This is a genomic window from Caballeronia hypogeia (assembly GCF_001544875.2).
Classification (GTDB): domain Bacteria; phylum Pseudomonadota; class Gammaproteobacteria; order Burkholderiales; family Burkholderiaceae; genus Caballeronia; species Caballeronia hypogeia.
Map to the genome: position 1 here is coordinate 1 of NZ_FCOA02000035.1, position 14,171 is coordinate 14,171.

Here is a 14,171-nt window from a genome sequence, read left to right on the forward strand (position 1 = left end):
CGCGCCAACGGCACCACGCTGGCCGTTCCGTCGGGCACGACGAAGAACCGCACGACGTCCGCGAACGCGACCATCGGCGACGGCTTCCAGGGCTCGCCGTCGGCTTCGCGCAGCATGTTCGCAGCGGGCGTGGGCATCATTCACCGTTTCTGATCAGGATTACCAAGTACCGTTCGATCGGTTCATCGCCAGCGCGCTTCGCCGTGCAGGCGATGCTCGGTCGTTCGCCATCGGAATGAAGTCAAGGAGATAACCATGAGAGCTCTGGATCCCAAGCGATTACTGACATTACTGGCCATGTGCGTCGTGGCCGCCGTCGTCACTGCGTGTGGCGGCAATAGCAGCAGCGGCGATGGCGGCAGCGCCCCCACGGCGGCATTGGCCGTGGTGAAGCCGGTCGTCGATTGCTCGAAGCTGGCATCGATCGATATCACCGATATCGGCGGCGCGGGCAGTTCGATCACTTCCGCAACCCTCACCCCGGCGACCATCAACGGCGCGACCGTGAACTTCTGCACGGTCAAGGGCACGCTTGCGCCCGCCAACACGTTCGAGGTGGCATTGCCCGTCGACTCGTGGACGCAACGCTTCGCCGAACTCGGCTGCGGCGGCCTGTGCGGCAATCTGAGCGATCCGACCAAGCAAAGCTCGTTCAGCTTCAGCTACACCTGCCCGCTCGTGCAGCAAGGCGGCTTCGTCACGGCGGCCACCGACATGGGCCACTCCGGACAAAGCGCCGCGTGGACAACCGATCCGCAGAAGCAGGCCGACTTCGCCTACCGCGGCCAGCACATCACGACGCTCACCGCGAAGAAGCTGATCCAGGCTTATTACGGACAGGCCCAGAAGTATTCGTACTTCGTCGGCTGCTCGGACGGCGGACGTGAAGCGCTGATCGCCGCGCAGCGTTATCCGACCGACTACAACGGCATCGTCGCCGGCGCGCCTGCCGCGCACTTTCAGATCCAGAATTCGCTGTATCACGGCTGGAGCGTCGTATCGAACAGCACCACGGGCACGAGCGCCGGCAAGGCCGTGCTCTACGCGGACAAGGCTCAGGTGCTGCACAAGGCGGTCGTGGCCGCCTGCGGTGGCCAGACCGGCGTGGCCGATGACCTCCTCGCCGATCCGCGCACCTGTCACTTCGATCCCGCGACCATTCAATGCGCGGCCAGCGCATCGAGCACGAGCAACTGTCTGACGGCCGCGGAAGTCGCGACGGCGAAGAAGATCTACAGCGGCCCGACCGATGCCGCCACCGGCATGCTCATGCTGGGCGGCTCGCCGCAGTACGGCTCGGAAGCGAACTGGATCGGCGTGGAAGTGCCGACGTCGAACTCCACGGATGCGCCCGTCGCGGTGACGAGCCTGTTCAGCTACACGATCGTGACCGGCGCATACAACCTGATCTTCACCGGATCGCCGACTATGCCGAACATCGACACTTTCGGTTATCAGAACGCGAGCTTCTATCCGAACTATCTGCAGGCAAATCACCCGCTCAACGACGCGACGAGTCCTGATCTGTCGGCGTTCAAGGCCGCGGGCGGCAAGCTGATCCTCTGGCATGGCTGGGCCGATCAGCACATCTCGCCGCTCTTCACGATCCGCTATTACCAGGCCGTGAAGGACACGATGGGAGAAGCGAATGCGGACCAGTTCTCGCGCCTGTATGTGGTGCCGGGCGTAGGTCATTGCGGCGGCGGCGAAGGCTTCCCGAACATCGACCTGGTCTCGCAGATCACCGGCTGGGTGGAGCAAGGTTCGGCGCCGAACGCGGTCATGACGTATCAGACCGATTCGACAACGAGCAAGGTAACCGCATCGCGTCCGGTGTATCCGTATCCGGCGGTCGCGAAGTTCAGCGGCAATGGTGACTGGCACGATGGCGCGAACTGGGCCCTGGGCGCACCGCTGTATAACGATGCCGCGCCGGCCTGGGCGGGTTCGAGCTTCTACACCTCTTATAGTTCGAAGACGCAGGGCGTGGCGGCGCCCTAAACGGGTTTGACATCGCGCCGTCGCTGGGAGAGCGACGGGCGCGTTGCCGTAGAAACGCGAGCGATCAAAACGATAAATCGAAGAAGGTTCTATTCGAAACCTTGCCTCATACAAGATGTTTTTTCTGCTGTTCGGTTTACATCGACATCAGAACAAAGTAACCTTTCCCCGCTGAATCGATCCCGGCAACGCTTTGCACCGGCTGGAAAGCATTTGCTTCATGGTCAGAAATTCTGACTCCTGCCGCAACGGCAATCGTTGTACATGTTACCGATGACAGGGCTCTGCCGAGCCTGACGTTCATCATCGAGCGCTCTCCGTTCTTTTGCCGGCGACCCCGCTTTTCCGAACGCATGTGAAACGTGCCTTCGGGTTTGCTTCAGCGAATCTCGACTGCCCCGTTCACTCGACGCGGTTATTTCGCATCGAGTGACTTCAATTAGCTTCCGGCAGTCATTCGGATCACTAACGACCATTCCTCAAGGCATCGGAGAGGACCGGCCAGCGTCGCATCGTTATTTCCGTCGCTGAAAAAGGGCTCTCGAACGCGCTTTATTGCTTCGAGAATGCGCGTCCATCTTTTCGTAATCCTGATTGATATGAAGAATCGAACCGCTTCCCTATTTCCTCGTTCCATCGCCGCGGCAGTCGTGGCCAGCGCGACACTTGCCGCATGTGGCGGCGACAGCGGCAGCGCCGTCGATGCCGCAACCGGCAAGAGCGCCGCCCCCAAGTCCACCGCGAAGGCGGCGAGCGGCAATGGCTCGATCTTCTATGGCGTGAACGGCCACAACACCAACGGCGGCGCATACGACGGCACGAGCCCACAGACGCAGCTCGCGCAGCTTCAGGAACTCGGCGCAACCATATATCGCAACGACGTGTACAGCGCCGCGTCAGCCAAAGCTCTGGCGAATGTCGCCAATACGATCGAGAACGGCGGCGTCACCATGTATCCGGTCATGCTCATGAACCTGAACTACAACAACGAAGACGACGCGTACCAAGCGGGCTTCGTGATGGGCCAGCAGACCGCCAGCAGCTACCACTACAAGTACTACGAGGTCGGCAACGAGCTGGAAGCGAAGACGCTCAACGGCAACTGGGACGGCAACTTGTGGACTCACTACACCAACTGGTCCTTCATGCTGGCGCGCGGCGTGATCCGCGGCATGATCGCGGGCGTGAAGTCGGTGGATGGCTCCGCGAAGATCGTGCTGGGCGGCACCTGGAAACACACCGCGTTCTTCCAGATGCTCGCCGACGGCTCGCAACCCGACGGCTCGTGGGGTCACCCGACCGTGAGCTGGGACATCACCTCATGGCACTGGTACTCAAACGAAGGGGACATCACGCATGCATGCGGCAACACCGGATGCCAAGACGTGCTTCAGACGCTGCACAGCATGGGCAAGCCAATCTGGATCAACGAATTCGGCGTGCGGCCGGACTTCGGTTCCTACGATCAGATCGCGGCTTACATCACCGGCAACACGATGATGGCCCAGTTCGTGAGCGTCGCGTCGAAGTACAACATCCAGTCGATCCAGGCGTTCGAGCTCTACGACGACAGCGAAGGCGACTACGGTCTGATTCAAGGCGACGGCACGACGAAAAAGCCTGCTTACTGGTCGTACAAGAACTTCGTGCTTGGCAACCCGATGTAAGCGCGAGACTCATTACCCGATTAATAACTGGAAACAACCTGGCGGATTGGCGCGTTGCTCTGCAAATCGGCGCGTCGGCAAGTGCCCGAAGATATCGATGCGGTCCGTGTGCCCGCGACCGGCCGCATTTCTCTCTCCGATACTACGCCAGGCCATGCAAGTTCAACTCCGCTCCTCCCCTCTGCGCGCCGCGCTCGTCGCCGCGCTGTTGCTCTCACCGGCGCTTTCCGCATCCGCCGAAGATCTTCCCGACGTTTGCTCGGCGCTGAAGGCGATCGTCGCCGCGCCCTCGTTCCATGCGCTCGCCAAAGAGCGCGCGCCGCTGCCCGCAGGCTCGCCCGGACAGGGTACATGCCGTGGCAGCGCTCACAGTTACGACTGCCGCTGGCGCGCGCACTGGGGCGCGGACGGCGTGGTCGCCGATCCGCTTCAGGAACTCGGCGCCGATATCGCCGCCTGCTTCCCCGATGTCCGCCATGATGTGAACACGGCCACGCGCCAGCACTTCGCGTTGCGCTCGGCATCCGACAAGCGCGTCACTTCGATGACCGCGACGATCGAAGCGCCGAACACGATGCGTCTGCGCATCGTTCGCTAAAGCGCATGACGGCACGGGCATGCTCAGTCGATCCATTCTCGCGATGGCGCTCGCTTGCGGCGCGCTCGCGCTGTCCGGCTGCACGTGGACGTTGATCACCGCGGCCGACGCGGCCGGTTCGCTCGTGCAAGCGGGCTTTTCGGTCGCATCGAACTATTCGTCGCCGACTTCGGTGACGGGCGCGCCCGCCGCGTTGCAATCGGTCTGCATCGAACTGAATCAGAGCGTCGCGACCGGCGACTTCGTGCCCGTGCTGCAAGTCGCGTTGCAGCGGCGCGGCGTGAATTCGATGCTCTATAACCCCGGCACATCGCCGCCCGGCTGCGAAGCCATGCTCGTATATGGCGCGATCACCAGTTGGGACAAACATGCGTTCAGCAGCGAACCGGTGTCGTACTTGTCCGCGATCGATCTGACGCTCTTGCAACGCGGGCAGATTCTGGTCACTGCGCGTTATGACACGAACGGCCTGAACGTCGACCGATTCGCGAGCGCGCGACAGAAGCTCGATGCGCTGGTCGACCGGATGGTGGTGGCGCGCACGCCCTGAGATTCGCTTTCCTTTCCGCATCTTTCTTGTGGCCTTACATGCGCGAAAGCGGTGCTAATCTGCCTTTGTCGTACTTCGTGAATCAGTCCCTCTTGCGGCTCGCCATCGTTCTTCTGGCGGTGCCGCTTTTTTCGTTGTGGCCGAGCAGGTGCGCCGCTATCGGCGGCGGCGCTCGTCAACGCTCGAGAGTCATCCCGGCAACTTCATCGACACATGCGGGGGCGCGGGGTCGGGCGTGTTCTCCAGATTGTTCATCTCGTTGATCACGCGATAGGCTTCAACGAGAGCCTTTTCCTTCTCCACATCGTGCCCGCCGACGATCCGGGACATGTCGGACAGGGACAGTTCCTTCTCCTGATGCAGGTCAACAATAGTCAGTGTGCTCATTTCCGTCACCTTTTGAAAGTTGGTCACAACGTCTGGACTGTGCTGAGCGGTTGTCTATTCGCTCGCTTTTTACTATTCACGTAGTGTGCCAACTTCACTTTGCACGCTGACTGAGCGTACCCGATTGTTTATAAAGCTCTTTTTCTCGCAGTCGATTCAGTTCGGCGCGAACGGCGTCAGCCATGACCCAACATCGAAAAGCTATGTTGGTTATCGACAAACACACGCTTACCCTTCGGCGCGCACCGGGATGTTGCGCAATGCCCAGTACTTATTCCCGATGAATCCCAGGATCACATAGACAGGAATGCCGCTCAATTGAGCAAGGTAAGGGGCGTGCGTGAGACGCAGCACGGATAGCACGGTGGCGAGATTCGCCAGATAAGAGATGAGCACCACGACAAGGAACCGCAGGGCCGCGTGACGCGTGGCCGCGGTCCGGAACGTGAACTTGCTGTTAAGCGCGAAACTCACTGCGACGCCGATGCCATATCCGATCATGTTGGCGACGACCGGACTCGCCCCCGCCCACTGCACGCCCAGAATGATCGCGGCCGATAACGCCGTGTTGAGACCTCCAACCAGCAGATACTTGAGAAACTCCAGGCGGACATCGGTGGGCCGTGCTTGCATGCGCGCTTATTGATGAATGAAACGAAAGATGAGTAATGCACCATGGAAAAACGTCGGCTCAGGCGCACGTCGCATAGACGGCGTACTGCGCGCCAAGTGGAACATGAGTCATGTACTTTTCGAGCGGACGCAATGCCGCCAGCGCATGGGGGAAAAAAATGCGGTAGCGCAGTCGAACCTGGGTAAAGCCGGCATCGCGACAAGCCTGCCGCATTTTGGGCGCGGTGATCAATTTCGCGTTGACATCGAACTCACATGTATTGACGGCTCGAACGGTCAGCGGATTATATGGGTTGTGCTCGAAGATGACGAGCGTGCCGCGTGGGCCGAGCACGCGCCGCAATTCGCGCAGCAGATCGACATGCTCGGCATGGTCGATGTGATGAAACACGCACATGGCATAAGCCAGGTCGAAGTCACCTTGCTCGAACGGCAACGTGCGGCCGTCGAAGTGAACGAAGCGCGCCATATCCGCGAAGCGATCCTTCGCGACTTCGAGTGAACGTTCCGATACATCCACGCACGTGAGTTGTGCGTCGGGCAAATACTCGCGCACCCACGGAACCGAGGTGCCCACGCCCGCTCCGAAATCGAGCATGCGTTCGGGCATTTGATTCCGGAGTGTCATTTCCTCGGCAATATCGCGAATCTTGTATTCGGCAAAATATGCCGGACCCTCGCCGGATGCGGAAATGTTTCGCGCGTGAAGCGAAAGATATTCATCAGCGAAGCTATCGAATTCGGCTTTGTCCATGCGTCTTCCTCTTCTGCAAAATCCGGTCCTCGCCCAATGGTTGCGAGGTTACGGCTAATGTAGCGCAGCCATTTGAAACGTGTCGCGGCGCTGGATCAGCAGCATAACGGCGTGCGAACGTCCGTTATGTTCTGATAAATTCGTCGGGAACTAAACGCTTTACAGACTGACTGCACAAAGAATCGTTCGATAAATCCGGGGCTACGAAAATCTTGTCATTGCTTTTGCACTGCGCCTAGTATGTGCTTTACTGTATCCCCGTTCGTCCGCACCGTGCGTGCTGCCTCCAGCAACACAGCAACCGCCGTCCGTCCCTTTGAACACGAGGGAAACTCACCTTGTCCCATATCTCGCTCGTGGCTCGGGCGTTGGTCGGGGCACCTTGGGAAACAGGGGTTCCGCCAATGACGACGTTGAATCTCATCGTACCTTGCTATAACGAAGAGGAAGTCATCACAGAAACATGCTCGCGTCTTCTCGCGCTTCTCGACCGTCTGATTGGCGCCGGCGAGGTGAGCGACGAAAGCAGAATCACCTTTGTCGACGATGGTTCCCGCGACCGGACATGGTCGATCATCGAAACGATGCACGCCTCCGACGCCCGGTGCCGCGGCATCAAACTCTCGCGTAATCGCGGTCACCAGAACGCGCTGCTCGCCGGGCTCACGGTTGCGGAAGGCGACGTGCTCGTGAGTCTCGATGCCGACCTGCAAGACGACATCGAAGCAATTCCGCGCATGCTCGAAGAGTATCGCAAGGGCGCCGAGATTGTCTTCGGCGTGCGGCACAAACGCGCGTGCGATACGTTTTTCAAGCGCTTTACCGCACAAAGTTACTACAAGACGCTGAAGGCGCTCGGCGTGGAGATCCTGCCGGGCCATGCGGACTTTCGCCTGATGAGCCGCAAGACGCTCGACGCGCTGAAGGACTTTCAGGAGGTCAACCTTTTCCTGCGCGGCATCATTCCGCTGCTCGGATTCAGGACGGCCATCGTCGAATACGAGCGCGCGGCGCGCTTCGCCGGCGAAAGCAAGTACCCGCTCGCGAAGATGCTCGCGTTCGCGTTCGACGGCATCACCTCGTTCTCAGCCGTGCCCTTGCAGTGGAGCACGCGCATCGGCGCATTGCTCGCGCTCGGCTCGCTCGGTTTCGGAGCATGGGCCGTGTATGCGCGCCTTTTCACCGATCTGGCCGTGCCCGGCTGGGCGTCCACGGTCGTCCCGATGTACTTCCTCGGCGGCATTCAGTTGCTCTTTCTCGGCGTCATTGGCGGATACATATCGAAGACCTACGCAGAGACCAAACATCGTCCACGCTTCATTGTCGAGCGCACGCTATGAACTCGCCTTCTGAACGCGCGGACACTGCCGCGTCGCCCGCCAGCGCATCACTCTCGCGCAGCGGTTTTCTTTTCGACTGGTTACCGCGTGCTTTATTCATCGTGACGCTGCTCTATGGCGCGGCGCTGTTCTGGATCGCGCCGCGCCCGCCACTCGTGGACCTGCCACAGCATGCCGCGCAGGTGATGTTGCTGCGTGATCTGCTGGAGCATGCATCGCCCTGGCAGAGTCTCGTGCGCATCAATCTTTTCACGCCGTATCTCATCGGTTATGGACTGGCGCTGCCGCTCACGTACGTGATGTCCATATCCGCCGCGCTCAAGTTCATGCTGATGCTCGCGTATTTCGGCTTCGTGGCGGCCGGCGTCGGCTTTCGAAGACATCTGAACGGCGATGCGCGGCTCGACGTCCTGTTCATTCCGGGCTTCTTCGGCTTCGCATTTGCGTGGGGCTTCTACACGTTCCTCGTTGCGGCTCCGTTCGGCATGCTGTTCATGTGGCTCACTCACCGCTTCGCCACGCAGCCGTCGCTCGCGAGGGGAACCGGGGTCGTTCTTGCGGGCACGGCGCTGTTCTTCTGTCACGGGCTCGTTTTCCTGTTCGCGTGCGCGATAGGCACGGGTTTCGCGCTCGTCAAGCCGCGCCGCTTCGTGGACAAGATTCGCGCGCTTGCGCCGTTCGTGCCGCTCGGCCTCCTGTGCATCGTCTACACGTGGTGGAGTCACGCGAGCGATCCCGTACTCGGAAAGACGATCGAGAACGTCGCGTCGGTCGACTGGGGCTGGAAAGACATGGGATGGAAACGTCTGCTCGCGTTTCCGACGATGGTCTGGGGGCTGACCAAGTGGAGCGCGCTCTATCTGCCGCTGGTCGCCCTGATGGGCGCCGCCCCCTGGATCTGGCGCGATCGCATCAATCCCGACCGCGCCGTGCTCGTGCCGATGCTCGCCGTCGTCGTCATCTGGCTATTCGTGCCGAACATGGCGCTCGGCACCGCGTATCTGTTTCAGCGTTTCGCCTTGTTTCTGCTGCCAGCCTATGCGCTGATGTTCGTGTCCTCGAAGTCATCCGTGGCGCAAGCACCGCAGACCGGACACGTTTCGGCGCGCCGCTTGCGTGACCTGGGACTGCAGTTCGCCATCATCGCCGGCTGCTGGATCTTTCTCGCGAACCAGTCGATTCGCTTGCATCGCTTCGCCGCCGAGATTGCGCCGCTGGAGCAAATGCTGTCGCGAACCGAGCCGAATCAGCGCGCAATCAGCCTCATATTCGATGCTGCGAGCGAGGCCTACTGGAGCCCCGATGCCTATCTGCAGCAAGCCTTGTGGTATCAGGCGGAAAAGCACGGATTCGTCGATCCCAACTTCGCGCAGTACCTGCCGCAGATCGTGCGTTTCAGACCGGACGAACTGCCCGTCGCCGCGTCGACCCTGGACCGGTTTCCGGGCGCGTTCGACTGGAAGAAAAACAACGGCCGGATGTATCGCTATTTCTTCGTTCGCAAGTCCGATCCCTTGCCGGCAAACTTTTTCGCCAACGACGAATGCGACGTGTCCTTGCTGATGCGATCCGGTGAATGGTCGCTTTATGAACGGCGCAATTGCCGATGACCTCGCGAAACCTACGTCACCAGCTTCGCGCGCAACATGCCCACATCCGCGTCGCTCACGGAGAGCCCTTGCGCCAGGTAGTTGGCGAGCGTCCCGAACTGGCGATGCATCTCGTCGAACGCGGCCTCGATGATCGCGCTCTGCGCCTGATATAGCGGCGCGACGGTCTGCGCATCCACGCCGATGCGCATCGCATGCGCCTTCGTGCGCGAAGCGATCGGCGTCTGCGCGGCGGTATTCGTCAGCAGATAATCCTGAATGATCACATCGAGCGGCACATCGACGATAGCGAGCAGGAGCGCCGCCGCCCAGCCGGTGCGATCCTTGCCCGCCGTGCCCTGAATCACCTGCCGCCCCGCGACGCGCGCGAGCCTCGTGAGCAACGCGCCGAACTGCAGACGCGCGACCGGATCGGTGACCATCAGCCGTTGCTTGCCGATCATCCACGCGCTCGCGGCGGCGGCATCGGCGGGCGTCGCGGCGGCGGCATCGATCGGTGCAATTTCGTGCGTCTCGCGCACCGCGTTCGCCGGCACGCGATCCGGCGCAAGCGCTGCCTCGCCGACCACGCGCAGATCGTGCACCGCGCGCAACGAGAGCCGTGCGAGCGCGGCGAGGTCGGTATCGTCGGGAGTCAGCGCGCCCGAGCGATAAAACACGCCGCGTCGCACGCGAGCGCCATCCACCGTCGGATAACCATCGCCCTCGCCCGCCACGTCGCGGAAGTTTTCTATCGACGCGAGCCTCGGCGTTTCGGTCGTCGTCTGATCTTCGCTCGCGCCGCCGCATGCCGATAACAATCCGCTCGCGCCGAACGCGGTCGAAAGCAGCGCGGCACGCGCGCCGCCACGAAGAAATGCGCGGCGCGAAAGTGGCGCCGCGCGCACGGACGAAGTTGGCATCATGGAGTTTGAACGGGAATGACGATACGCACGATCAGCCCGCCGCTCTCGGCGTTGCCGATCTCGCAGCGGCCGCGCTGTTCGCGCGCGAGACGCTCGACGATGGCGAGCCCGAGCCCGCAATGCCCGTTGCCGCTGCGCGCCGGATCGAGCCGCACGAAGGGCCGCAGGACATCGACCAGACGCTCGTCGGGAATGCCGGGACCGTGGTCGCGCACTTCGATCACCCAGTCGTCGCCCCGTCGCGCGGTCATGATTTCGATGGGCGGCTCGCCATGCTCCAGCGCGTTGTCGACGAGATTGGTCATCAGCCGGTCGACGAAGGTGCGCGGCAACATGAACGCATCGCCCGCTTCGAGCGACAGCGCGAACAACGGCGCCTCGCCATCCTCGGGCGACGCGAACTGCTCGGCAATGAACGCATCGACGCCGGTGCGCGTGCTCTCCGCCGAAGAGCGCCCCGCGAACTCGAGAAACTGCTGCACGATACGCGTCATGGAGTCGATATCGCGCAGGAAGTGTGCGCGCTCGCGCTCGTCCTTGGCGAGCACGCTCGCGCGCAGCGACAGACGCGTGAGCGGCGCCTTCAGATCGTGAGCGATGCCCGCGAGCATCACGGCGCGATCGTCTTCCGCGTCGGTGAGCTTGCGCATCATCTGGTTGAACGCACCGATCAGTTCGCGCAGTTCGCGCGGACCGTTCTCATCGACGGGAACCGGCCGCTCGCCTCCACCGAAGCGCCACGCCGCTTGCGCCACGCGCGCCAGCGGCCGCTGCAACTGCCACGTCACCGCGAGCGACAGCAGCAGCGCGCCGAGCATCATCACGATCGATTCCATCATGAACGGCGCGGGCGGCGGCAAGTCGATCGGCGCGACGATCCACACCGTGCTCGACGGATAAAGCACCCACAGGCGCGCCATGCGATGACCATCGGTATCTATGGCGATGCGCGAGCCCTCGGGCAAGCCATCGGCGATCTGGCGCGCAAGATGTGCGTGACGCGTCTTCGCCGGATCGAGCAAGGTCAGCGGCGTCGGCATGTTCCACACCGGCACGATATGCACACGCGTCTCGCGCATGAGGCGCCCGCCCAAGGCCACATCGTTATGCGCCGCTTCGAGCACGATGAGCAAAGCGCGCGCGTAGCCATCCGCTTCGCGATGCGGACCCTGCACGTGCAGAATCGCGAACCAGCCGCCCTGAAGCGCGAGCAGCACGCAGATGGACAGCAAGGCCATGCGGCCGAACAGCGTGTCGAACAGGCGGCGCGGCAGGTGCGCCGGCCGCGATGCAGCGGAACGCATCGCGGTCATGCCTCGAACGAGTCAGGCAGCGGGCCGTCCGTATCGGGGACGAACACATAGCCTTGCCCGCGCACGGTCTGCACGTGACGCGGACGCGAGGGATCGGCCTCGATGATGCGGCGCAGACGCCAGATCGGCACGTCGAGCCCGCGATCGCGGAACGGCAGGTCGTCGCGATGAACCAGATCGTGAATCAGCACGCGCGACAGCACCTTGTACGGATGCTTGATGAACACCTTCAGCAGCGCGAATTCGCTGTCGCGCAACGCGATGCGCTCTTCTCCGCTGACGAGCTCGCGCGTGACGAAGTCCACTTCGAAGCGCCCGAAGCGTTCGCGCGCGACGCGCTCGGGGCGGCTCGGCGCGGCCGCACGGCGGCGCAGTACGGCTTCGATGCGCGCGAGCAGTTCGCGCGGATCGAACGGCTTGGAAACATAGTCGTCCGCGCCGGATTGCAGGCCCGCGATTCTTTGCGGAACGGTGTCGCAACCGGTCACGAAAATCACCGGAATGTCCTCGCCCGCCGCGCGCAAGTCGCGCAGCGCGCGCAGGCCGTCGGTGTCCGGCATCATGATGTCGAGCACCACGATGGATGGACGCTCCAGCTCCAGCCGGCGACGCAGCCCGCCGCCGTCGTGCAGCACGGAAACCTCGATGCCTTGCGCGTTGAAGAAGCGGCGCAGCAGATCGCGCACCGCGGGATCGTCGTCGACGATGAGAACCGATGTAGACATCTCAAAATTCTATTCGGACCTTATTTGATTTCCGTGCGTCCCGTGCGTCGCGTGTCATTACGGTTTCTTACCTGATCTATCTTTCAGTCGATGCACGCACGCAGAACGCTCGTGCCATTCCCGCGCGAAGGCGCGCACAGCGGCGATTGGCCCGCGGCGCGCGCGACGCAACGCGCCGTAACGGAAAGAAACGGAAAGTTTTGCGCCGTCGCGCTCGCGCGATCCTCACGCTTAGAATCGGCGCATGACTCCACATGTATTGATGGTCGACGACGACCCCGTCGTGCGCGACCACGTTTGCGACTATCTGCGCCATCATGGTTTCGAGACCTCCGTCCAGAGCGACGGAGCGGGACTCAGGCAGCGCGTGCAGGCCGAGCGCCCGGCGCTAGTCGTCCTCGACGTGATGATGCCCGGCCGCGACGGCATCAGCGCATTGCGCGAGCTGCGCAACGCTCGCGACGACACGCCCGTGATCCTGCTGACGGCGCGCTCCGATGTGCTCGACCGCGTGATCGGCCTCGAACTCGGCGCGGACGATTATCTCGGCAAACCCTTCGATACGCGCGAGCTGCTCGCGCGCATCCGTTCGATTCTTCGGCGCCGCGAGCCGGATCTGCCCTCCGTGCCGGGCGCGCCGGAAATGCGCCCGACGTATCGCTTCGGCCCGTTCGAGATGGACTTCGGCGCGCGCGAGTTGCGCCGTCATGGCGAACGCATCGCGCTGCGCTCGGGAGAATTCGCCCTGCTCAAGACGCTCGTGAAAAACGCGATGATCGTGCTCACGCGCACGCAGCTCAACGAAAAGCTGCGCGGCAACGGCGCGCACCGCGACCGCAGTCTCGACGTCGCGATCTGGCGTCTGCGTCGCCTGCTCGAAATCGATCCGTCCGAACCGCGCTATGTGCAGACCGTGTGGGGCCAGGGTTACATCTTCGTGCCGCATGGCGACCCGAGCGCGGCCGGGCGCATAGCCTTGCGTCCGCCGGGATGAAGCGAAGCGGCTTCATCGTCAGAACGTCAGCGCGCTCATGAACAGACGTTGCAGCCAGCCCATGGTGGTCGAGTCGGCGAGCATGCCCACGCCCGCCTGTTCGATGCGCGCGTTCGCCACCTTGTTCGACGCCACGTAATTGCCCGCCTCGATATCCTTCGGATTGACGATGCCGGAGAAGCGCAGCCGGTCCTGATTGCCGCTCATCGCGATGACCTTGTCGCCCGCGACGACGAGATTCCCGCCCGGCAACGTGCCGATGACGGATACCGCGAGCGTGCCGCTCATCGCCGAAAGATTGCTCGTGCTGCCGTTGCCCTTGAACGACGTCTCCGCCGAACCGACGTTGAAGAGGCGCGCGAGACGCGCCGCCGCGCCGCTCGACTTGTCCGCCGCTTCGGCGCTGATGCTGCTCGCACGGCTCGCGCTGGCATCGGCTGTATTGCTGCCCTGATACGACTCCGCGAGACGAATCGTCAATACATCGCCCACTTTCTGCGCGCGCGAGGTTTCGTACAGCGACAGCGACGAGCCCGCCTGATAGATCGCGCCCAGCGTGTTGACATTGACTGGCTGTGCGACGGCCGGCGCATAAGTCGGCATTTCTACGATCGAACGCCCGCTGGAAGAACTGCACGCGGCGAGCGCGCACGCCAGGGCGGCGCATGGCAATGACGCCAGTTTCATGAACGAT

The 14,171-nt window shown here is 62.4% G+C and carries 15 protein-coding genes and 1 pseudogene; 8 read left to right on the forward strand and 8 right to left on the reverse strand.

Translation table 11 applies throughout. From position 1 onward, the window contains the following. Together AWB79_RS39185 and AWB79_RS32230 are read left to right on the forward strand one after the other, a co-directional pair. Positions 1 to 153 (forward strand): annotated as a pseudogene (locus tag AWB79_RS39185) (porin); the annotation flags it as partial. 102 nt (positions 154 to 255) lie between these two features. Continuing rightward, the gene (locus tag AWB79_RS32230; protein ID WP_063963598.1) at positions 256 to 2,001 is read left to right on the forward strand and encodes a tannase/feruloyl esterase family alpha/beta hydrolase; all 1,746 of its coding nucleotides are present in this window, start codon (positions 256 to 258) and stop codon (positions 1,999 to 2,001) included. A 136-nt stretch (positions 2,002 to 2,137) separates the two neighbouring features. Here AWB79_RS32230 and AWB79_RS40230 read toward each other — a convergent pair whose 3' ends face one another. After that, a complete protein-coding gene (locus tag AWB79_RS40230; protein WP_198399142.1) occupies positions 2,138 to 2,308 on the reverse strand; it encodes a hypothetical protein in 171 nt (56 codons plus the stop codon). Positions 2,309 to 2,600: 292 nt separating this feature from the next. Here AWB79_RS40230 and AWB79_RS32235 point away from each other — a divergent pair, with 292 nt between their 5' ends. From AWB79_RS32235 to AWB79_RS32245, 3 genes are all read left to right on the forward strand, one after another. Next, entirely contained in the window at positions 2,601 to 3,668 is a 1,068-nt protein-coding gene (locus tag AWB79_RS32235) for a hypothetical protein (RefSeq protein ID WP_061171562.1), read from the forward strand. A 154-nt stretch (positions 3,669 to 3,822) separates the two neighbouring features. Further along, positions 3,823 to 4,266 (forward strand): hypothetical protein, encoded by a 444-nt coding sequence (locus AWB79_RS32240; RefSeq protein ID WP_061171506.1) that lies wholly within the window; start codon positions 3,823 to 3,825, stop codon positions 4,264 to 4,266. Positions 4,267 to 4,285: 19 nt separating this feature from the next. Continuing rightward, positions 4,286 to 4,816, forward strand: a complete 531-nt coding sequence (locus AWB79_RS32245) for a hypothetical protein (RefSeq protein ID WP_061171507.1) — start codon at positions 4,286 to 4,288, stop codon at positions 4,814 to 4,816. A gap of 189 nt (positions 4,817 to 5,005) precedes the next feature. Here AWB79_RS32245 and AWB79_RS32250 read toward each other — a convergent pair whose 3' ends face one another. The 3 genes from AWB79_RS32250 to AWB79_RS32260 form a co-directional block, all read right to left on the reverse strand. Then, on the reverse strand, positions 5,006 to 5,203 hold the full coding sequence (locus tag AWB79_RS32250; RefSeq protein WP_061171508.1) for a hypothetical protein: 198 nt from the start codon (positions 5,201 to 5,203) through the stop codon (positions 5,006 to 5,008). A 228-nt stretch (positions 5,204 to 5,431) separates the two neighbouring features. Further along, complete coding sequence (locus AWB79_RS32255; protein ID WP_061171509.1) at positions 5,432 to 5,836, reverse strand: GtrA family protein; 405 nt, start codon at positions 5,834 to 5,836, stop codon at positions 5,432 to 5,434. Positions 5,837 to 5,894: 58 nt separating this feature from the next. Continuing rightward, entirely contained in the window at positions 5,895 to 6,590 is a 696-nt protein-coding gene (locus AWB79_RS32260) for a class I SAM-dependent methyltransferase (protein ID WP_061171510.1), read from the reverse strand. A gap of 404 nt (positions 6,591 to 6,994) precedes the next feature. Here AWB79_RS32260 and AWB79_RS32265 point away from each other — a divergent pair, with 404 nt between their 5' ends. After that, on the forward strand, positions 6,995 to 7,930 hold the full coding sequence (locus tag AWB79_RS32265; protein WP_061171511.1) for a glycosyltransferase family 2 protein: 936 nt from the start codon (positions 6,995 to 6,997) through the stop codon (positions 7,928 to 7,930). Beyond that, positions 7,927 to 9,540, forward strand: coding sequence for a hypothetical protein (locus AWB79_RS32270; protein ID WP_061171512.1), 1,614 nt, complete (start codon positions 7,927 to 7,929; stop codon positions 9,538 to 9,540). Before AWB79_RS32265 ends, AWB79_RS32270 begins: the two co-directional genes overlap by 4 nt. 11 nt (positions 9,541 to 9,551) lie before the next feature. Here the strand turns inward: AWB79_RS32270 and AWB79_RS32275 are convergent, their stop codons facing one another. The 3 genes from AWB79_RS32275 to AWB79_RS32285 are packed head-to-tail and all read right to left on the reverse strand — an operon-like array spanning position 9,552 to position 12,483. Further along, on the reverse strand, positions 9,552 to 10,445 hold the full coding sequence (locus AWB79_RS32275; RefSeq protein ID WP_061171513.1) for a tyrosine-protein phosphatase: 894 nt from the start codon (positions 10,443 to 10,445) through the stop codon (positions 9,552 to 9,554). Then, a complete protein-coding gene (locus AWB79_RS32280) occupies positions 10,442 to 11,749 on the reverse strand; it encodes an ATP-binding protein (RefSeq protein ID WP_061171563.1) in 1,308 nt (435 codons plus the stop codon). The genes AWB79_RS32275 and AWB79_RS32280 overlap by 4 nt, the downstream gene beginning before the upstream one ends. 5 nt (positions 11,750 to 11,754) lie before the next feature. Continuing rightward, complete coding sequence (locus AWB79_RS32285) at positions 11,755 to 12,483, reverse strand: response regulator (protein WP_061171514.1); 729 nt, start codon at positions 12,481 to 12,483, stop codon at positions 11,755 to 11,757. Between the two features lie 244 nt (positions 12,484 to 12,727). Between AWB79_RS32285 and AWB79_RS32290 the strand changes: the two genes are divergently transcribed. Next, positions 12,728 to 13,477 carry a response regulator gene (locus AWB79_RS32290; protein ID WP_061171515.1) on the forward strand — a complete coding sequence of 250 codons (750 nt, stop codon included), beginning with the start codon at positions 12,728 to 12,730 and terminating at the stop codon, positions 13,475 to 13,477. An 18-nt stretch (positions 13,478 to 13,495) separates the two neighbouring features. Here the strand turns inward: AWB79_RS32290 and AWB79_RS32295 are convergent, their stop codons facing one another. Further along, the gene (locus AWB79_RS32295) at positions 13,496 to 14,164 is read right to left on the reverse strand and encodes a flagellar basal body L-ring protein FlgH (RefSeq protein WP_061171516.1); all 669 of its coding nucleotides are present in this window, start codon (positions 14,162 to 14,164) and stop codon (positions 13,496 to 13,498) included. Between the last annotated feature and the right edge of the window lie 7 nt (positions 14,165 to 14,171).